A 19,694-nucleotide genomic window follows, 5' to 3' on the forward strand; every position below is an offset into this window, starting at 1 on the left:
CGCCTGAAAGGGAGTTCGCACCATGATCGAGTTTGTGCTCCATGCCTTGCGGACCGACCAGGAAATCGCGGTGTTCCTGGCCATTGCCCTGGGCGTCTTCATCGGCCGCATCCACATTGGCAGTTTTCACCTCGGCTCGGTAGCCGGTTAGCGGGGTACTCAAAAGCGCCGGCAAGGGCTCCGGGTTTTGGCGTTAATGGCTTTTTTGGCGCTATGCGGGGGGATAGAGTGCGTTGAGCGACCGGCAAGGCCGCTCAGTTGTAGCGGTATTAGAAAAGCATGTAGGCCGATGCGGTCGTCTGGTTCAGGTCGATCTCTCCGACCTCCAGGACTTCGTATTCCGCGCGCAGGCCGATGTTGCGAAAGACATCGAACTCCACGCCGACGCCGTAGGTCAGGTCAACCCCGGTATCGTCGTCGGTGGCATTGCCATCGGCATCCCAGGCGTGAGCGCCGACGCTGCCGAATAACCGCAATCGGTCACCCAGCGGAAAGCCGACATGGGCGGCAGCCTGGGCCGACTTGCCATCGAAATCGACGTTCTTGTCCTTGAATTGACCGAGATCGACATAGGCCCCCTCGAAGGCCAGGTAGCTATTGACGCGATAACCTGCATAAACCTTGTAGCTGGTGTCCTCGTCGTCGAGCCGGGATTCATCGGTCTGAATGCTGGTTACGCCAGCGCCAAGATATAAACCTTTGTCATCAGCAAGCGCCTGGACAGACAGCAACGATAGCAGTGAAGCGAAGCCAAGGTTTCGAAGTAGCATGGGTTGTGGAGTCCTTGTACAGGTTTGTCAGGTGTTAGGGTTCGGCGAGCATTTGATGGGCCATGAGGGGTTAATAGAAGTCATTGATTGGTATTTTTGAGGCGTAGGGCGGGATGTTTGCCGGACATTGAAAGTAGCGTCTTGCCAACGCTTGGATGGGCAGCGCTTTGCAGAACAACCAGCCTTGCGCCAATAGGACTCCCTCCGACACCAGGTGCGGCAGTTGCTCCGCAGTCTCGACACCTTCGGCCACGACCTTGAGTCTTAGCGACCTGGCCAACTGGGCAATGTGTCGCCACAGGGCATCCTTGGCCGCGATCCTGTCGCCTGCGATGAACGAGCGATCTATTTTGAGAATGTCGAAAGGCACTGAATCGAGGAGCGCGAGGTTGGAGTAACCGATACCGAAGTCGTCCACGGCAATGCGATGACCGCACGCCCGAAGCCGTTGCAGTTGCATGGCGGCAGGCTTCTGGTCGAGCAGGGTTCTTTCGGTAATTTCAAAGGCCATGGCTGACGCAGGCATGTTGTAGGTCGCCAGCACGCTGGCCACATAGTCTGGAAAGCTCGGGTCCTGAATATCCTGGGCGCAAAGATTGACCGTAATGTAGAAATCCTTGCACGCCCAAAGGTAAGTGCTGTAGTCCTCCGCTACTTGTCGAATCACCGAACGCGTCAGTTTGCGGATCAAGTCAGACTTCTCCGCCACCGCAATGAAAACGTCCGCAGGCATAGGGGTGCCGTTGTCGCTCCAGTGAGAAAGAGATTCGGCGCCCACCAGATAACCTGTCGTCAAATTGACGATGGGCTGATAGTGAACACCCAGTGCGTTGGCTTTCAGGGCATGGCGAAGCCGGACGGCGGTCGAGGTGTAATGACGCTGGATACACCTTGCGAGCAAGAGCAGCACTGCGAACACGCAGGCAAGGCCAATGAATAATTTGAATTTGAGGTCTGTCAGGGCACTCAACGGCAGAGAAATGACGGAAATCAGTTCATTTCGGTTGCCGGCAAAGGCGATGAGGACCTTGTCTGTCGAGGTCACCAGTTCTTCAAGGTGGAACGGCTTCTGCATCGTCAGGGGGGTGGCGGCCGTGGAGGCAATGGGGACTGCGCCGCCGGGACCGATCAGGTCCAGTTGCAGGTCCTTGGGGAACTTCAAATTGTCGAGCAGGATCTTCTTGTTTGCCCAGACATAGGTTGATCGTTCCGACACGATGATGAAGTCGCTGTCCGCGGAAACTGCGTGGCCAGAATCCACCCAATAGGTTCGCTTTCCAACGGAAAACTTGCGCTTTTCGTTACCGGCCAGTATCGACGGGAGTTCTTGTCCGTAGGAGGAACAGATCTTGCCATTGGGCAACTGGATTGCCGCCTGATCAACAAAACGCAGGTTTTTAACCAGATCGGACAGTTGTGAATATTGCTCGACAGAGCATGCCTGGCCCGAACGATCAAAATCGCCGAGCGTTTCCAGTACCTTGTCGATCTGCGCATTGGGCTCCACTTGAGCCGCGCGCAGATCGGCATAAACGTTGTTCAACTTCCGTGCAATGAATAGCTCCGCCATTCCTCCAGCACAGAACCATGCGGCCCAACCCGCCGCAGCAATCAGGCATACAGCGACTGCGTGCCTTCCAAGTAACGCTTTATATGCGGCAACCATCGAAAAACCCCGAGGTGTCAATATTTCACTGTGCACTGCTGTCGTCGTGGATAAAACGCCTTCAGTACCAGTCAATGACCCAGGCCAATAAGATGCCGCTTGCGTAGACGGCAATGCATAGAGCGATCTTCTGCTTGAGTGGCAGTGTATTTATTCGATGATGCATGCTTATCTCCTTGAGTGGGAAAATAAGCAATTGTGGGTACCTGTGGTTGATCAAGGAAAATTATTAATCATCATTTTCAGGGCTTTGATGAAAGTCCGTTAACGAGATAACTTCTCTGGTCAGCCATCTGGTTGTAAATGGATGAGGTGGTGTTCCTGGGTTTGGCTGAGTTGCGCCTGGCCGTTTCTGACGGTGACTCTCCGTAAGCAATCTGATAGGCCTTGGAAAACCGACCCAGATGGTGAAAGTTCCAGAACATCGCGGTTTCTGTCACGGTGGGCCAGGTTTTATTAATCAGGTCGCGACGGGCACTTGCCAGTCTCAAATTTCTGATATAGGCCATTGGTGACATCCCGAAGGTTTCAATAAAACCAAAGTGCAGGGTGCGTGTGGTGGTTTCAAGTTGCCTTACGAGTGATTTTATATTGAGTGTTTTTTTTGTATTTTCATGAATGTACTCGATGGCTTGTATCGCCACCTTTCGCCTGGTTGGCACCTTGCGGTTGATGCCGCCAGCGGGTGTCAACGCCTGCAATAGCGAAGCAAGTACCGTACTTTCTATCGCTGAACGCTGCGCTTCGCCCAGTTGTGGTGAGGCACAGTCGTTGATGTCTACGCACGCAGCGCTGATGGCTTGAATGGCCGACTGGATGAATTGAAAGTTTTCAGCCTGAAAACTGTGGTTTGTCCTGTTGGCAAGGATGTCTATGACACGGTGTTGTTGGCGGCATCGGTCATAGTGCTCCAGCGTTGTGGTGATGGTGAAAAGTGTTTCGTTCGGTTCGCAGGTGTAATGCACCGATTCATCGCTGTGCAATACGATGACTTCATTCGGCCGTAGTTTGTGATTGTTTACGACGGGGCACCCAATCGGCGACTGGGAAATGGCGAACGTCACGAATCCGGCAGGGACAGAACTGACCAGGGTGACGGATGAGTCGAACTCAAGGCGACTGCACTGGAGTACGGGGCTGTGAAAGAGTTTGTGTTGCCGAATGCGCGCCTCATGCTCAGTCGGGATCAGGCTCATTTCCCAATTGCCAATTGTTCTGTTCAGTTGGCTCGGCGAGGCAGAAGACAAATGAAAGATTTCATCGGGCGGTGCAATACTCATGAAATTGAAAGCTCATCTGTTAAATGATCAGGATCAGGCCTGACGGGCAGTCATGGGGAAGATACGCATCGGCGTGTCAGAGTCCCCGGATCAGTTCCAATTCCGCCGAAAACGCGTACTTGCTGGCCAACGCCGAGTCATCCATGTGCTGAACGTTGCGCGGGTCGATTTTCGAACTGAAGATCTGCGATTGGGGTTTCATCGGGTCAATGGCTGCTGCTGTAAAGGAGTAAAAATCGTCAATACGATAACCGGTTTTTACCTGATAGCCAGTTTTCACGGTGCTTGGGGCCTTTTTGTTGGTTTCGACACTCGTCAATTTTGTACTGTAGATGCCCTTGTCGTCGGCCATGGCCTTGAGGGAAAGCAATAAACCAAACGACACGGTGACGAATTTTTTCAGTAGCATCGAGGCGATTCCTTGTTAACAGTTTATTCAGGCAGAGCAGAATGTCAGTTGCGGCTCTGCCACGACTTGGGCTGCAAATACTCTCACTTCGATAGTGCCTGCCAAAGTCAATAACTCATATTTACGAGGTCGCCAGGATGGGTCGCATGCGCGTCAGAGTATTATCAGCGAACTGGCGTAACTCGTGCCGGCATCACCTTGTGGCGGGGTTGAGAGAGGGAAATCATCGTCCTGCTCGTCCGCGTGATACACATTTTCACTATGAATTTTCAGATGCGATAGTTTCTGAACGTCGTCCGGGCTTGTTTCAATTTCATAATACTCAATGGTCGTGCTTTCGACAGAGTGCTCGTCGTGCGCTAACGAATAAGCTGGCATGGCGGACAAAAATGCAACCGCCAGGAATCCGAATGTCGTCGATTTATGAATTCGCAGGAAATGCATGGCTTTCACTTGATTCTCCTGTGTAGGGCATTGTCCCGGACGAGAATCAAGCTGGCTCGATTCTAAAGGTTATCGGCGAGGGATTTTTGGCAGGAGAGGTGATTGATTCAAATCAATAAGGGTTATTTTTGTTTGAGAAGTTGTTTGGATGTCGAGTCGGTTCGCGAGGCCGGTCAATGGTTCATACAGCGCAGGCGGCCAAGTTCATGTACATAAAAGCACACGGCGCTTTTGTCAGGTGTTGGAATCAATTCGTAATTTAGAATGGCACCTTCCTGCAAGACGTATTGACGTCTGAAGAACAGGTCGGGAGTCTTTTCAATGGCAAAAAGTTCATTGTCCTGGCTGAGCTTGATGTTGCTGACCTTGATCTCGACGTGTGTACTGCTTTCTCCGATGATATTCGCTGAAATGGTCGCATTGCGGATTTTCCCATTCAGGCTTTCCAGGGTTGTCCCAGTGAGTCGGCCATGCCCGATAGTCAGGTACTCTTCGGTATTGAGTTGATTGAGATCTTCCAGCCATTGCCTTGTTTTTGTTTGATAACTGGTGTTTTCCATGTAGCGCGAGGGAGAGTAGAAAAGGGAAAAAAGACAGAGTGCATTGATCAAGGCAATGATCGGCCAGTGAACGGCTTGCGGAATTTTAAACTTCATAAGGTGACTTCCAGACATTGACGAATCATCAAGGCGAGGTCTCTTTCGCTGCTGTTCAATTGTAGATTTGCAGTGCTTTGGTCCGGGCGGATACACGAAACGGAGTAATTGGCTTTATACAGGTTGATCCAGACCTGGCCCTTCAGGCTTGGCGATAGCTGTTCAGTTTGTTTGACCGACAGGTCCATCAGCGCTTTAGCCTCGGCAAGATCGCTGCCCACGGCGTGTATGACCAGTCCATTGTTGTCGATACTGGAAATTTCAATTTTTGGCGCGTCGAAGTCAAACTGAAAAATAGTAAAGGCACCGACTGCCAGCGTAACGATGTAAGCGATCAGTTGAGCCTTTGTGATGCGGGTGGATTGTTCAGTTTTGGCTGATGGTGCCGGCGGCTCATCAATACCAGGTGACGCTGGTTGTCCAGGGCCGGGAGCGACTGGTTGCACAACTTCCTCTGTGGGTGCTGTTATATCTGCCGCAGCATCGACCATACAGTGTCGGTTGAAGCAGTATCCTCGTCGAGGAACAGTCATCAGAATCTCGTGATCTCGACCGTCATTAAGAATATTGCGTAGTGAGAAAACGGTTTGATTCAAACTACCGGAGGCAACCACGCGGTCGTTCCAGGTGTAGTCGATGATTTCGTCGCGGCTTTTAGTGACTCCCGGCTCCATGAGCAGCAGGTCCAACAGGCGCGACTCAGCTCTACCTAGCGTGGAGTTTTGTACATCTCCATGGGGTGTTGTAATGCAAAGCACGGCGCTGTCTGGGTCGAATACGGCCACGGCGCCATTTTTCAACTTGAAGGTGTGGCTCATAGAAATCTTCCGTTCAGGCGATTCGGGCCTGAGTATAGGGGCCGGATTTGGCACGGTACATTCTGGTCGGAGAGTGTGCGCAGATGAGAGGCCAGGCGGAAGGTGCACCGGGTGTCACCGGACAATGCGGGATTGGCTCGTTTCAGCGGCGTGCAGTGCGGAAAACAAACCTGCCCGTCATTGGTAGCAGTTGAATCGAACAAAGGAAAAGCATGGCTGGATTACCCATGGGTTTTGAATTTGACTCGATAATGATGCTTGGAACGGACTAACTGCGCTATCCGAAAACTGCAAGCTCGGGCAGTTGGCATTGCGCTGGGCCAAGGTTTGAGCGAGTCGAACTAACTGTTTCGTCAAGGTATTAATTGTTACCTGAGTTGTTCGAGGTCCTCGGGATACAGATCAATGATGGTTTTTAGCGCGCCCGATTCATGGATGATTATTATTGATGCCAATTAGCTTTGAATCTGGATCGTTGCAGTTTTAAATGGATCTTGAGGAGCGTTGGCACAAATCACGTTCATGGTTTGTTTGTCGGTATTAAACGATCCTCGCCTCTTGTTTCAACGACCTTTACCCCGCGTCCTTCCATGGCGGACGCGGGGTTTTTTTTGGTTCTTTCACGGGATTAGCGGCCCCCTCATTGTCGACCCAGACGCGGTCCCTCGTACGAACCGGATAAACGCGGCGCACTTGCGTCCATCGCCAGCAAGCCGGCTCCTACAGTTTGGCGTCCAAATCATTTCAACCAGGACGCGGTCCCTTGTAATTGGATGGACTCGCCCAAGCCGAGGCGTCAATGCGCCACGGTGGCAGTCTAAACAGCCAACGACAGCGAGGGCGAGTCCATGAAAAATCATAGTTCGTTTGATCAATCCGTGTCTTCTTCCGATTTGTCGGCCTGCACAACCTTGGCGGTCGACTTGGCCAAACAGGTCTTTCAGGTCGCCGGTGAAGATATCCTCGGCCAGGTGCGCTACGAGCAGCGGATCAAGTCGCGCGAGGCGTTTTATGATTTTCTCCGACAGTTGCCGGCGCATGTCGTGGTTTTGATGGAGACCGGTCCGGGTGCCCAGGCCTGGGCCCGGCAGCTGCAAGAGCAAGGTAATCCGGTGCGGATTCTTCCAGCCGGTTTGGTGGCCACACATCGCAGCGGGCCTAAAAATGATCGCAACGATGCGCTGGCGATTCTGCGGGCCAATCGCGATGAAAAAATCTGCGCAGTACCGGTCAAAAGCGTTGCGGCGCTGGCAATGCAGGCGTTGCATCGTGCCCGCCAGGGCTATGTGCGTCGACGCACGGCCCTCAGTAATCAGATGCGCGGCCTGCTGCTTGAGCACGGCGTAGCCTTGGCACAGGGCGATGTTGCGATCAGCCAGAAAATCCCGCGGGTGCTGGAAGATGCCACCCAGCCGGTGCCGGGCCTGCTGCGTGAGCTGATCGACGAACTGTTGGCCGAGTGGCGCCATTTGGGCGAGCGCATCAGCGTACTGACGGGACGCCTGGAAGTGGCCGCCAACGCTGACATGACGGCGAAGCGGCTAATGACTGTGCGCGGCATCGGCCCGGTCACTGCCACGGCACTGGTGGCCAAGGAAACCAAGCCTGAGCGATTTCCCAATGCCCGCAAGTTTGCCGCGTACTTTGGCATGGTGCCTGACCAGCACAGCAGCGGGGAGACGGTCCGGTTGGGGGGCATGACCAAGCGAGGTGATGCTTATTTACGCAGCCTGATGATCCAGGGAGCCCATGCGGTGCTGCAACAACTACGACCTGATTCCCAGCAACCCGATGACCGCCGCTTGTTGCACTGGATGAGCCGGTTGGGCCGTAAGGAGGCTGCGATCAGGCTAGCCAACCGCAACCTGCGAATCGTCTGGGTGCTTCTACAGAATGACCAGACTTATCGTCGCCACGCGGGTGATGGCCAGCCAGCGACGATGGGCCACTGAGCGACAGAGTTCTGCCACCGAGGTACTAACCGTCTGACCCTCTGCTGAAAAAAATTGACCCCAGGTAAGACCGGCGTGGATTGATGCCTAAGCTCCTACTGGCCTTCGAGGCCTGACTGTAATCGGCATACCACGAGCTTTTCCAATTTTGGCCAGAAGCCGAAGACGGCTTCCACGAATAGGCCTAATACATAGATGCAACGGGGCAGCGGTTTTTCAAAAGCGGGTAGACAGTGGGGGCGAGTCCATACATAGGAGCTGGCTTGCCAGCGATGGTCGTTAACGATGACGCGTATGAACTGGATAAACGCGGCGCACTTGCGTCCATCGCCAGCAAGCCGGCTCCTACAGTTTGGAGCTCACATCATTTCGACCAGGACGCGGTCCCCTGTAGGAGCTGGCTTGCCAGCGATGGTCGTTAACGATAACGCGTACGAACCGGATAAACGCGGCGCACGTGAGTCCATCGCCAGCAAGCCGGCTCCTACAGTTTGGCGTCCAAATCATTTCGACCAGGACGCGGTCCCCTGTAGGAGCTGGCTTGCCAGCGATGGTCGTTAACGATGACGCGTATGAACTGGATAAGCGCGGCGCACGTGAGTCCATCGCCAGCAAGCCGGCTCCTACAGTTTTCCGGGAATGCGTGAAGAACCTGTTTTTGCGTTGTGCATTACCTGAATGCCGAATTGGGGGTTAGCGTCTGGGGAGTCGCAGGCCAGGCCTGGAGAGGAGAAGGGCAGGTGAGACAGCGCTGAGATTGCTCCTGAACATTTGAGCCGGCTAATCGCGGTCTGGCGCTACAAACATTCCTGTGCGGTGCGCTCGAAGCCCGATGGCTTGAAGGTCGAGGCCAGCAATTGGCGCTCGTACAAATACACCTTGCCGCCATCCTGTGCCCTATGGGTTTGCAGCACCGTGTCTACGGCGATCTTGCTCGAAACAACCACCCGGTAACTGCGTTCGCGTGCGGTCACGACAGGGTTCATCTCCTGGTCCTTCAACTTGGGTACGAGGCAGTCGACATACTGCTCGGGCGATTTGTCCGTTTGCAACGTTGAAGTCGGGTTGTTCGGGGATGAAGCGCAACCGGCCAGGAGCCAGGCAGCGAACATCACGACAGGAACACAGGCAAGGCGCATAGGTGGAGCCCTCAAGTTCGATTCGGTTTGATTCGTTGAGTCATGGTCGCCGCCGATCAAGGCAAGACATCGTAACCACGTTGTTGCAGGCAACTGCTGTAGACAGAGTTGTTGGCGGTAACGCTTTGCTGACTCGCGGCAAGATTCTGCCGACGCGCCTGACGTTGCCTGGAAGCCCCCACGACGGCGCCGGCCGCCGCGGCACTGTGTGCCCGGTTCTGGCGATAGTCTTGTTTGGTATCGTCGTCGATCTGGTCATAGAGGTTTTCATGTTGGCGGCCGCGCACTTCTGCCGCGGTCGCGCCGGCTACCGCGGCGGTTGCGGCGCCCTTTACCCGGCCGCCGGAAGGCACGGTGCCTTGGACCGGATGTTGCGCGTTGGCCTGGGATTGGCAGGCACTGGTGTCCTGCTGGATGGTCTGGGATGTCTGCCCCTTGAGGGGAACCACCGTCGCCGCCAGGGCGTTATTGCTCAGGAGCACTAAACAGGCCGTTAAGGCATGGGCGAGTATTTTCATCATTGAGTCTCACGTCAGGCGTCGGCACGGCTGACGGTTTGTCAGGGGGAAAACACGACGTGGCGCCACTATGAAACCCCATGCCGGTCTGCTGGCGATGGGGTTTGCTTGAGCGTCAACGCTTGAGGAGGAGGGCCTGCATATCGTCTGTCATGCCTTTGAGTGCAACCTTGAAGTCATTGGCAACAATCGGCTGTTCGGCATTTTCGAGTGTCTCGCCAAACACCTTGCGAACGATCTTCGCCACCGGCAAACCGGTTTTGGCGTCGATCAGGTTGGCTTCGATGTACATCTCGGCGGTCTGGTCACGATGGCCGGTGGCTGCTTGTGTTGCCCCGACAATTGCCCCGATTGGAACGGCCTCATACCAGTGCATGCCTTCGTTGTTGGCACTGACGTGAGTGATCGCCGCCTGCAGGATCAGCGACCTTGAATCGGTCGGCGCCAGCTGCGGATAAGAAACGATCGCATAGCGACGGGCAAAGGCGTTCTTGACGCTGTCGCTGGCCATCAATTGCAAGTCTTTGAGCGTCTTCAGGCTGACGCGCGCGGTCGGCTGCGGCGCTGGATACAGCTCCATCTGCCTGAACACCACGGTGGAATACGCGCGAGGATCGAACCCCGGTGATACCCAGCGCAATACCTTCTGTTCACTCGGGGTAGTTTGCTCCTCCAGGCCCTGGTAATTGCCCAGGAAGCCCGAGTATTGCTCTTGCTGCGCGACTTTCGAGACACAGCCGACCTGAAATACACAGCTCAAAGCAATACCCACAATCCATTTATTCGACATGCCCATGTATTTGGTTCTCAAGTGATGAAGTTGTCATTCGGGTTCCGGCCTGGCTCCAGGCATTGGTCTGGGTGCCCCTGTATCCGGGCACTGTTACTCGCCGGTCGGGTACGCAAAGCAGGTGCTTGCACGCCGTTCAATGCGGGCCGAATGCTGCCCGTGGCAGCGGGATAATCCGAATCAATAACCCTCAAAAACTGTTAAACACATGGCCAGAAAGGATTGCACATGGATTACAGTTGCCTACGCTAACGCTTAGCAACCCGGTTGGGCGCCTACAGGTGAGAGAGAATGGATGTGAAAGAACGATGGATGGTTACCGCGTCGACAGTCGTCGTTGCGATGGGCGTTATCCCGGTGGCTCAGGCCGAAGATTCGGCCGAATTGGCGAAGAAAGCTCTCAACCCGGTCGCGGCGATGTACAGCCTGCCGGTGCAGTACAACTGGGACCAGAAGATGGGGCCGACCGGCGAGGGCATGCACAGCGTGACCAATATCCAGCCCGTGCTGCCGTTTGTCTTGAACGAAGACTGGAACCTCATTTCGCGCACTATTCTGCCGATCATCGACCAGCACGGCCTGGCCCCCAATGGCGCGGCGGACAAATCCGGCACCGGCGATATCACCCAGAGTTTTTTCTTTTCGCCGACGAAGCCCACGGAAAGTGGCTGGATACTCGGTGCCGGCCCTGCGATCTTGATTCCGACCGGCAGTGACGAATTGCTCGGCAGTGAGCAATGGGGCCTCGGCCCGACGGCGGTGGCGTTGAAACAGTCGAATGGCTGGACCCGAGGCATCCTGGCCAACCATATCTGGGGCCTGGACGACAGCCCGCCGGACGACAAGGAAAAGGTCAACCAGACCTTCCTGCAACCCTTCCTCTCTTACACCACCCATACGCTCACGACCTATGGGGTGAATACCGAGTCGACCTACAATTGGCAATCGCGCGAATGGTCGGTACCGATCAACCTGACGGTCACCCAGCTGTTGAAGATCGGCGGACAACCGCTGACGGTGCAGGCTGGCCCGCGCTACTGGCTCGACAGCCCGGACGACGGCCCGCAAGGGTGGGGCTTTCGCGCCGCGGTGACATTCCTGTTTCCGCGCTGAGGCACCGTTTCGTGATGCGACCGGCGTGGCGTTGATGAACATCCCGACGGCATGATTCAGAGGAGACGCAACATGGACCGATTCACCGGTGGTTGCCTGTGCGGCAACGTGCGATTCATCGCATCGGGGCGCCCGTTCCGGGTTGGCGTTTGTCACTGTCTCGACTGCCGCAAGCATCATGGGGCGCTGTTTCATGCATCCGCGATATTTCATCAGGATGCCGTGACGATCGAAGGCGAAACACATGACTACGCAGGGCGGCATTTCTGTCCGCGCTGCGGTTCATCGGTGTTCGCGCGCAGTGCAGACGAAATCGAGGTGAACCTCGGATCCCTCGATGCCCCGGACCAACTGACACCGACCTACGAGAGCTGGGTCGTGCGTCGCGAGGCCTGGTTGCCGGTGTTTACGCTCACGCGACGCTACGAGCGCGATCGGGATTCCACGGGGCGTTTTGAGGGCTAGCGGGCACGCATTGCTGTACGCCAGGTCTTGAGCGGGCTGCTAGCGACGATAGTAGCGGTGATCGTCCTCGTAACGGTGTCGCATGGCCCGATCCTGGTGGCGCTCCCAATCACGACGGCGTTCGGCTTCCCGGCGGGCTTGCTCTCTACGCCACTGATCTCTATGCCAGTCGTCTCGGCGCCAATCGTCCCTGCGATAGTGCCAATGGCCGTCATGCCAGTACCGGTCATCATGGGCAAGCAACGGTCCTGGATGCTCGCCGGCGATACTGGACAGGGTCGGCCAAGGGTTGCCGGCAGCCTGGACCGGCGCCTGAACGGCTACGACTTCAGGGGCCAAGGCTGGGGTAGAGGTCATCATCTGTGTTGCCGATGCCGAGCCCACTGCAGCGAACGCGAACAGGCCGAAGAGCACCATCCGTGGGTCATGGAATTTCATGAACGAAGACAACCTCTGATTGACAATTGGACGTGTGGCCATCTGCCTGCGGGTACGCACTTACCGAGCGGGTGTGGCTAAGCACATAGACCGATAAATAAGGAAAAGTTCTAGAGAGCCGCTGCTTAAATAGCCAACGAGGGCGGCCTTTATCGCGGGAACTTCGAGGTGCTGGCCAGGTCAACAGGGCCCTGTATCGCAGATGCCGAGCAGTGCCGTCCGAGATCAGTCGAGTCCGTCCCCTGATGCCAACCAAGAATTTTCTACCGGGTCTCCTCCTGGCGTACTGCGTCTTCGCGTCGCCATGTTCTATTGCCGCCGAGCGAAGAGCTCCCGCGCAAAGTAACAGCGCATCAACCACTCTGATCGAAACCGCCTCGCGGCAGTATGCGAATGGCCAGTTAGACCAGGCCGCTGCCACGCTGGAGCGTGCCCTGCATATTCAGCCGAACAATCCCGCGACGCTGCATTACCTTGGTGTGTTGCGTCTTCAGCAGGGGCAGTACCAGCAGGCTGAAACGTTGGCGGCGCGCTCGAACATGCGGGTGGGTCGCAACGTCGAGTTACGCAACCGCAACTTCCAATTGATCCAGGCGGCGCGGCACGCCCAGGCTTCGAATACTCCACCTGAAGCCAAAGCGGGCCTGGTTGCGGTACAAAAGGGGCGGGATGACTGATAACGGGCTCCGACCGGAGTCCGTCTGGTGCACGATTGATACTCCGGGCGTGCGGTTCTGTCTGTAAATTCAACCGGCCAAAAACACACCGGATTCCGATTCAAGGACCAGTGAGTTTTCGCCACAACACCGCGCACAAAGATCGATGCAGCGAATCTCGCCGCTACTCAAGCAACTGATCGATCAACACGGCGTTGGTGTAGATCAGGCTGCCGTCACTCGCTCGGTGCCCGACCAGATGGAACTGTCCGCGCGTGTGTTGCAGATAGACTCGCATCTGGCAGTCGGACAAGGGGGCATATCCCTCGGGCATGATCAAATCCATCGAGTCCATATCGACATCGACCATGGCTTCTGGCTCGTGGGTCTTTTGCAGGCGCTCTTCGGCTTCTTCCAGGCGGGCATGCAGAGGCCCGTCGACGTAGAAATGGACTTCCCCCATCGGGGTGGACTTTTGGGCACCGCTGGTTTTGCACCAGCCTTCGATCGTCAGGGCACTCATGACGAAACCTCCCATGTGGATTGCTGGACTGTATAGCGATCGTCCCTGCTCAATGTCATCACCTACGTTTGACGACTGAACAAGGGCAGGGTTCGTTCTTTCAGGCCGAACTCAGCCGTCCGTCGTCAGAAATCAAGTATAGCTGGCAACCGGAACTCCCTTGCCAGCCTCACGCTACAAGCCGATGGCTCTATACTTCTTACTGACTTTATCGCCCGGACGGGTGGTATTTGCCTGCCCTGCTTGGACGTCAGCGGCGATGCTTTTGCATAACCAATGAACAACAGGAATAGGATGAAGAGCAAATGGCAATAGCAATTGTCCTGATACTAATCGTTATTGCATCAGTGCTATTCCACATACTGGCACCCTGGCATGCGACAGCGGCAGCTTCCAACTGGGGATCCATAGACACCACCCTGTTCATCACCCTGATCATCAGCGGAATATTTTTCATTGCCATCATCGGGTTCATGGCGGTAGCGCTGATTCGGTATCGTCACAAGGAAGGTGCCAGGGCAGCCTACCAGCCGGAAAACAAAAAGCTGGAATCATGGTTGATTATCGTTACTTCGGTAGGCATTGCCGCGATGTTGGCGCCAGGCCTGGTTGTCTATAACGACTTCATCAGCGTGCCGAAAAATGCCTACGAACTTGAAGTGGTCGGCCAGCAGTGGCAGTGGGCCTATCGTTTTGCCGGGCAAGACGCAAAGCTGGGCAAATCGGACGTCAGGTTTGTCGATTCAGCCAATCCCCTCGGTCTTGATCCCAAGGACCCTGCAGGGCAGGACGATGTGCTTGTAATGAATAACGAAGTTCGCCTTCCGCTCGATCGGCCGGTGAAAGTTTTGCTGCGCTCCAAAGATGTCCTGCACGATTTTTATGTTCCGCAAATTCGCAGCAAGATGGATATGGTGCCGGGGATGGTGTCGTACTTTTGGTTTACGCCAACTAAAACCGGAAACTATGAAGTCCTCTGTGCTGAGTTTTGTGGCGTAGGTCATTACAACATGCGCGGCCATATGATCGTGGAAGAGCAGGGCGCCTTCGATCAATGGCTAAAAGGCCAACCGACTTTTGCGCAGACATTGGCGACAGCGGCTAAACCCGGTCGAGACAGCGTGCTGGAAAAAGGCCGGCAGTTGGTCGAACAGCACGGCTGCAAGGCCTGCCATAGCCAGGATGGCAGTGCCAGCCTCGGTCCGGGATGGAAGGGGCTGTACGGTCGTACTGAACAGCTTGCCGATGGCACCAGTGTGCAGGTCGACGAGGCCTACCTGAAGGAGTCGATTCTCGATCCGCAGGCCCGACTGGTACAGGGTTATCCGCCGGTCATGGTGGCCTATACTCTCAATGACGATGAACTGGGTGCAGTCATCACCCTGATCAAATCACTGGGTGCTGCGGGGCAAGATGCTGCTACAGGTGAACCGTCGGAAGACCTGGTGACGCAGGGGCAGCGACTGGCCGGGTCGCTTGGTTGCCTGGCCTGCCACAGTGTCGATGGCAACAAGGGCGTCGGCCCCAGCTGGCAGGGCCTGTACGGCAAGACCGAAACCCTTGCCGACGATACCCGCGTCAAGGTCGATGAGGCCTATTTGAAAGACTCGGTTCTTCATCCCAGTGCCAAGATCGTCAAGGGTTATGCGGCCGTCATGCCGGCCTTTGCTCCGAGTGACGAGGAGCTGAATGCACTGATCGCTTTTATCAAATCCAAAGCGAACGCTGACGCTGATGCGAGCAAGGCGGAGCCAGGGAAGTCCCCGTAAAGCAGCCAGGAAGACACTGAAACTTCGACAGGAGATGACGTGATGGCCTATGCGGAGCAAGCCGAAACAGAAGCACTGCACGAGCCTAAAAGCTTCCTGACCAAATACATCTGGAGTCAGGACCACAAGGTCATAGCCGTTCAATACTCCTTGACGGCTCTGTTCGTGGGGCTCATCGCCCTGGTGTTGTCCGATTTGATGCGCATGCAGATAGGCTTCCCCGGCAGTTTGGCGTTCATGGATGCCAATACTTACTATCAGGCGATGACCATGCACGGCATGATCATGGTCATCTACTTGCTGACGGCCTTGTTTCTGGGGGGCTTCGGCAACTATCTGATCCCACTGATGGTGGGCGCCCGCGACATGGTCTTCCCCTATGTCAACATGCTCAGTTACTGGTTTTACCTGCTGGCGGTACTGGTGTTGCTCAGCAGTTTTTTCGTCCCGGGCGGTCCCACAGGTGCCGGCTGGACGCTTTATCCGCCACAGTCCATAGCTCGGGGGACACCGGGAGTCGAGTGGGGCATTGTCCTGATGCTCGTCTCACTGGCGATCTTTATTGTCGCCGCCACCATGGGCGGGTTGAACTACGTCACCACGGTGTTGCAGGCGCGCACGCACGGCATGACCCTGTTTCGCATGCCGCTCTCGGTATGGGGAATCTTCATGGCCTCGATCATGGCCTTGCTGGCTTTCCCGGCGTTGTTCGTCAGCGCGGTCATGATGCTGTTTGACAAGCTGTTGGGCACCAGCTTCTTCATGCCGGCGATGGTCTCGCTGGGGCAGCAACTCGATCACCAGGGTGGCAGCCCGATATTGTTCCAGCACCTGTTCTGGTTCTTCGGCCACCCGGAAGTCTACATCGTTGCGCTCCCTGCATTTGGCCTGGTCTCCGACCTGATCAGCACGCATGCGCGCAAGAATATCTTCGGCTACCGCATGATGGTGTGGGCCATTATTGCGATCGGGGTACTCAGTTTTGTGGTGTGGGCGCACCACATGTATGTCAGCGGAATGAACCCGTACTTCGGCTTTTTTTTCGCCGTCAGCACCTTGATCATTGCGGTGCCCACTGCGCTGAAAGTCTATAACTGGGTACTGACCCTGTGGCGCGGCGACATCCATCTGACCGTGCCGATGCTGTTTGCCCTGGCCTTTATTGTCACCTTCCTGGTCGGTGGCCTGACCGGTTTGTTTCTCGGCAATGTGATCGTGGACATACCGCTCTCGGACACCTATTTCGTCGTGGCCCACTTCCATATGGTCATGGGGGTCGCCCCGGTACTGGTGGTGTTCGGCGGCATTTATCACTGGTTTCCGAAAGTAACCGGGCGCATGACCAACGATACCCTGGGCAAGCTGCATTTCTGGATTACCTTCCTGGGCACCTACGCCATCTTCTTCCCCATGCACTACCTGGGTTTCCAGGGCATGCCACGTCGCTACTACGCCTATGAAAACTACGCATTCATCCCGCAGTCGGCGCAAGAGTTGAATGCCTTCATTACGGTAGTCGCCTTGACCGTCGGCGTTTCCCAATTGCTGTTCGTGTTCAACCTGGCGTGGAGTACATTCAAAGGCAAGCCCGCGGGCAGTAATCCCTGGGGCGCCGCCAGCCTGGAATGGCAAACACCGCACACCCCGCCGAAACACGGTAACTGGGGAGCGAAGTTGCCGGTCGTGCATCGCTGGGCCTATGACTACAGTGTGCCGGGGATAGACCAGGACTTCGTTCCTCAAACGGTCTCTGCCGAGGAACTGGAGCAAATGCGACAACTCAGTGCCGGGACTAAAATAGCGGACGTCAAGACATGAACAGACTGCTATTGAAGAGCGCCGGCAGCGATGACCCCGGTGGCAGCTGGAGTCATGACCCTGAGGGTATCCAGGCCGCCGAGAGTGCCAATAGGAAGCAAACCGCAAAAGTAGGCCTGCGCTTGTTTCTGGTGGTGGTCAGTTCGTTGTTTTTCCTCTTCCTGATTGCCTTTGTTGCCCGTTCACAAATGGCCGACTGGCAACCCCTGACAGAGCCTTTGGCACCGCTGGCCAATCTCTGGCCGCTATGGCTGAATTCGGCTTTTCTGATACTCGGTTGCATCGCACTGCAAGGGTCGCGTATGGCCGCCCGACAGGCTCGGCCGGGCGCCACTGTGGTCGGTTTTGCATTGGGGGGCGTCTTTGCCATTGCCTTTCTGGCGGGGCAACTCTGGGTCTGGCAGCAGTTTGTCGCCTGGGGCTACTTTGTCGCCAGCAATCCGGCCAACAGCTTCTTCTTCCTGTTGACCGGCCTGCATGGGCTCCACCTGCTGGGCGGGCTGATTGCCTGGTGCTGGATCGTCGCTAAATTCCTGCGTCATGTACCACTGGCGCAACTGAGCGCCAGCGTAGAGCTCTGTGCCATCTATTGGCATTACTTGCTGGGTCTCTGGCTGGTGCTTTTCGCTCTGCTGGCCAGCACGCCGCAAACCTATGAAGCCATCGCCAGATTCTGCGGCCTGAGGTGAAAAACCATGGCATCGCACCCGCAAGCCCCAGTCGATTCCAGTTCATCCAATCCACCAGGCTCGCCGCCTGCACCGGGATGGGAGGGCATCGCCAGCGACTGGTCCTCGGACAAAGAGGCCTTCAAGCAGGTGCCCTGGGGCAAGGCGATGATGTGGATATTCCTGCTCAGCGATACGTTTATATTCACCTGCTTCCTGACCGGCTACATGTCGGTACGCATGACCATCACTACGGCCTGGCCGAACCCGAGTGAAGTGTTTGCATTGACCATTGGAGGCAGGGAAATCCCGCTTATCCTGATCGCCATCATGACCTTTGTGCTGATCAGCAGCAGCGGCACCATGGCCATGGCCGTTAACTTTGCCTATCGCCGCGATCGTAAAAAAACCACTGCCCTGATGCTGGCGACCGCTGCCTTGGGCGTGACTTTCGTCAGCATGCAGGCTTTCGAATGGAGCAAGCTCATCGCGGAAGGGGTGCGTCCGTGGGGAAACCCCATGGGGGCGGCGCAATTCGGTGCCAGCTTCTTCATGATTACCGGCTTTCACGGGCTGCATGTGTCAATCGGCGCCATCTACCTCAGCATTGTGGCGTTGAAGGTTTTTCGCGGAGATTATGAGCGCTCCGGAAACTACCAGAACGTCGAGATAGCCGGGCTTTACTGGCACTTCGTGGATTTGGTGTGGGTGTTTATTTTTGCATTCTTCTATTTATGGTAGAGGAGCACAGGTGATGGCACATGTTCAGGGACAACAGCATCCAATCAGTTTGTACCTCAAGATCTGGGGGCTGTTATTCGTCCTCAGCACGCTGTCGTACCTTGTCGACTATTTCCACTTCCATGGCTACCTTCGGTGGTCCCTGATCATCACTTTCATGTTGTTGAAGGCAGGCTTGATTGTCTCCATCTTCATGCACATGGCATGGGAGCGGTTGGCCATGGTCTACGCCATATTGGTGCCACCGTTATGTTTGCTGGTACTCGTCGGACTAATGGCCACCGAAGCAGACTATGTCTTCCTCAGCCGGGTCATTTCCTTTGGCCAGTAAGCAGTTTTCGGATGGCCTTGAGACGTCAGGCGCTATCCCGATATCACTCGCTTGAACTGATGCCATTTGTGCTGCCAGGCCACTGTCCAGTGGGGGGCTGCCGCGCCAGTGCCAGCGATCGTCAGCTTTGGATGTTGTCTGATTACCTGATCCAGTAGCGATTCCTGGTTCGGCTCAACATCGACGAAGAAGATATGTTTGCCCTCGGTTACCACCTGCTTGAAATTGCGGAAGTGAGTGTTTGTCACCTGGAATCCAAAAAAGCCGCCTTCCCAGATGCAGAAGCCCAAAATGACAATGGAAAGGAAGATAAAGGGCATCCAGCCTGCGGCGGATTCGGTCCAGCCCATCCAATAAGCGCCACCCAGTACCAGCGCGGCGAGTGGCAAACCGATCACTGCTCCAATCTCACCAGAGTGAACAGCATCCTGTTCCATTAACGAGTTAACCTCGTGGAGGTGATGTTGTTCGACATCAGCAACTTTTTCACTGAGCACATGAATCTGTTCGGAATTGATGCCACTGGCTTCCAGTTCATATTCAACGGTTTCAAGATCGTTGAGATTGTCACTGATGTAATAGTGCCGATTCATGCCACACCTCCCGACTCGTGTTTGCTGTAGACCTCCTCTGTCCGGCAGCCGTTAACCGAAATTTGCAGTCAGTATCTGTACCGTGGGAAACATTGCAGATTTCATGCAATCTGAAAAAAAGTATAGCACTCGCCACC

At 55.5% G+C, this 19,694-nt stretch carries 22 protein-coding genes and 1 pseudogene; 10 read left to right on the forward strand and 13 right to left on the reverse strand.

Annotated elements, in window-relative coordinates; translation table 11 throughout:
* The first annotated feature begins 22 nt into the window (after nt 1-22).
* The gene (locus tag QMK54_RS15215; protein ID WP_263295988.1) at nt 23-151 is read left to right on the forward strand and encodes a hypothetical protein; all 129 of its coding nucleotides are present in this window, start codon (nt 23-25) and stop codon (nt 149-151) included.
* A gap of 118 nt (nt 152-269) precedes the next feature.
* Here the strand turns inward: QMK54_RS15215 and QMK54_RS15220 are convergent, their stop codons facing one another.
* The 7 genes from QMK54_RS15220 to QMK54_RS15250 all read right to left on the reverse strand — a co-directional run bounded on the left by QMK54_RS15220 (nt 270) and on the right by QMK54_RS15250 (nt 6,043).
* A complete protein-coding gene (locus QMK54_RS15220; protein WP_110658710.1) occupies nt 270-770 on the reverse strand; it encodes an outer membrane beta-barrel protein in 501 nt (166 codons plus the stop codon).
* Between the two features lie 70 nt (nt 771-840).
* A complete protein-coding gene (locus tag QMK54_RS15225) occupies nt 841-2,436 on the reverse strand; it encodes an EAL domain-containing protein (RefSeq protein ID WP_320402848.1) in 1,596 nt (531 codons plus the stop codon).
* A gap of 242 nt (nt 2,437-2,678) precedes the next feature.
* Nucleotides 2,679-3,716 (reverse strand): helix-turn-helix domain-containing protein, encoded by a 1,038-nt coding sequence (locus QMK54_RS15230; protein WP_320402849.1) that lies wholly within the window; start codon nt 3,714-3,716, stop codon nt 2,679-2,681.
* A 76-nt stretch (nt 3,717-3,792) separates the two neighbouring features.
* Entirely contained in the window at nt 3,793-4,125 is a 333-nt protein-coding gene (locus QMK54_RS15235) for a hypothetical protein (RefSeq protein ID WP_110658716.1), read from the reverse strand.
* A 153-nt stretch (nt 4,126-4,278) separates the two neighbouring features.
* On the reverse strand, nt 4,279-4,569 hold the full coding sequence (locus QMK54_RS15240) for a hypothetical protein (protein WP_110658722.1): 291 nt from the start codon (nt 4,567-4,569) through the stop codon (nt 4,279-4,281).
* Between the two features lie 173 nt (nt 4,570-4,742).
* Entirely contained in the window at nt 4,743-5,225 is a 483-nt protein-coding gene (locus QMK54_RS15245) for a hypothetical protein (RefSeq protein WP_223588496.1), read from the reverse strand.
* Nucleotides 5,222-6,043, reverse strand: a complete 822-nt coding sequence (locus tag QMK54_RS15250; RefSeq protein WP_320402850.1) for a transcriptional regulator — start codon at nt 6,041-6,043, stop codon at nt 5,222-5,224. Before QMK54_RS15250 ends, QMK54_RS15245 begins: the two co-directional genes overlap by 4 nt.
* 893 nt (nt 6,044-6,936) lie before the next feature.
* Here QMK54_RS15250 and QMK54_RS15255 point away from each other — a divergent pair.
* Nucleotides 6,937-7,995, forward strand: coding sequence for an IS110 family transposase (locus QMK54_RS15255; RefSeq protein ID WP_320402891.1), 1,059 nt, complete (start codon nt 6,937-6,939; stop codon nt 7,993-7,995).
* A gap of 797 nt (nt 7,996-8,792) precedes the next feature.
* On the opposite strand, the gene QMK54_RS15260 is transcribed toward QMK54_RS15255, so the two are convergent.
* The 3 genes from QMK54_RS15260 to QMK54_RS15270 form a co-directional block, all read right to left on the reverse strand.
* Nucleotides 8,793-9,134, reverse strand: coding sequence for a hypothetical protein (locus tag QMK54_RS15260; RefSeq protein ID WP_320402851.1), 342 nt, complete (start codon nt 9,132-9,134; stop codon nt 8,793-8,795).
* Nucleotides 9,135-9,190: 56 nt separating this feature from the next.
* Nucleotides 9,191-9,652, reverse strand: a complete 462-nt coding sequence (locus tag QMK54_RS15265) for a YMGG-like glycine zipper-containing protein (protein WP_110659547.1) — start codon at nt 9,650-9,652, stop codon at nt 9,191-9,193.
* A 115-nt stretch (nt 9,653-9,767) separates the two neighbouring features.
* Nucleotides 9,768-10,448: a DUF3313 domain-containing protein gene (locus QMK54_RS15270; RefSeq protein ID WP_103393493.1), complete on the reverse strand. Its 681-nt coding sequence runs from the start codon at nt 10,446-10,448 to the stop codon at nt 9,768-9,770.
* 306 nt (nt 10,449-10,754) lie between these two features.
* On the opposite strand from QMK54_RS15270, the gene QMK54_RS15275 reads away from it, so the two are divergent.
* Nucleotides 10,755-11,555, forward strand: coding sequence for a transporter (locus QMK54_RS15275; RefSeq protein WP_413787371.1), 801 nt, complete (start codon nt 10,755-10,757; stop codon nt 11,553-11,555).
* Nucleotides 11,556-11,627: 72 nt separating this feature from the next.
* Nucleotides 11,628-12,020 (forward strand): GFA family protein, encoded by a 393-nt coding sequence (locus QMK54_RS15280; protein ID WP_223588506.1) that lies wholly within the window; start codon nt 11,628-11,630, stop codon nt 12,018-12,020.
* Nucleotides 12,021-12,059: 39 nt separating this feature from the next.
* On the opposite strand, the gene QMK54_RS15285 is transcribed toward QMK54_RS15280, so the two are convergent.
* Nucleotides 12,060-12,458, reverse strand: a complete 399-nt coding sequence (locus QMK54_RS15285; RefSeq protein ID WP_110659537.1) for a hypothetical protein — start codon at nt 12,456-12,458, stop codon at nt 12,060-12,062.
* Nucleotides 12,459-12,703: 245 nt separating this feature from the next.
* On the opposite strand from QMK54_RS15285, the pseudogene QMK54_RS15290 reads away from it, so the two are divergent.
* Nucleotides 12,704-13,123 (forward strand): annotated as a pseudogene (locus tag QMK54_RS15290) (tetratricopeptide repeat protein); the annotation flags it as partial.
* Between the two features lie 175 nt (nt 13,124-13,298).
* Here QMK54_RS15290 and QMK54_RS15295 read toward each other — a convergent pair.
* Nucleotides 13,299-13,637: a hypothetical protein gene (locus tag QMK54_RS15295; RefSeq protein ID WP_110659548.1), complete on the reverse strand. Its 339-nt coding sequence runs from the start codon at nt 13,635-13,637 to the stop codon at nt 13,299-13,301.
* Between the two features lie 305 nt (nt 13,638-13,942).
* Between QMK54_RS15295 and QMK54_RS15300 the strand changes: the two genes are divergently transcribed.
* From QMK54_RS15300 to QMK54_RS15320, 5 genes are read left to right on the forward strand one after another with little or no spacing between them, the layout of a single operon-like run.
* A complete protein-coding gene (locus QMK54_RS15300) occupies nt 13,943-15,406 on the forward strand; it encodes a cytochrome c oxidase subunit II (RefSeq protein WP_223588509.1) in 1,464 nt (487 codons plus the stop codon).
* Nucleotides 15,407-15,448: 42 nt separating this feature from the next.
* On the forward strand, nt 15,449-17,224 hold the full coding sequence (gene ctaD, locus QMK54_RS15305) for a cytochrome c oxidase subunit I (protein WP_223588658.1): 1,776 nt from the start codon (nt 15,449-15,451) through the stop codon (nt 17,222-17,224).
* Nucleotides 17,221-17,913, forward strand: coding sequence for a cytochrome c oxidase subunit 3 (locus QMK54_RS15310; RefSeq protein ID WP_320402852.1), 693 nt, complete (start codon nt 17,221-17,223; stop codon nt 17,911-17,913). The genes ctaD and QMK54_RS15310 overlap by 4 nt, the downstream gene beginning before the upstream one ends.
* Nucleotides 17,914-17,919: 6 nt before the next feature.
* Complete coding sequence (locus tag QMK54_RS15315) at nt 17,920-18,633, forward strand: heme-copper oxidase subunit III family protein (RefSeq protein WP_110659541.1); 714 nt, start codon at nt 17,920-17,922, stop codon at nt 18,631-18,633.
* A 13-nt stretch (nt 18,634-18,646) separates the two neighbouring features.
* Entirely contained in the window at nt 18,647-18,964 is a 318-nt protein-coding gene (locus tag QMK54_RS15320) for a cytochrome C oxidase subunit IV family protein (RefSeq protein ID WP_110659542.1), read from the forward strand.
* Nucleotides 18,965-18,996: 32 nt separating this feature from the next.
* On the opposite strand, the gene QMK54_RS15325 is transcribed toward QMK54_RS15320, so the two are convergent.
* Nucleotides 18,997-19,557: a magnesium transporter gene (locus QMK54_RS15325; protein WP_110659543.1), complete on the reverse strand. Its 561-nt coding sequence runs from the start codon at nt 19,555-19,557 to the stop codon at nt 18,997-18,999.
* Nucleotides 19,558-19,694 lie beyond the last annotated feature (137 nt).

Source organism: Pseudomonas sp. P5_109 (assembly GCF_034009455.1).
Lineage (GTDB): Bacteria > Pseudomonadota > Gammaproteobacteria > Pseudomonadales > Pseudomonadaceae > Aquipseudomonas.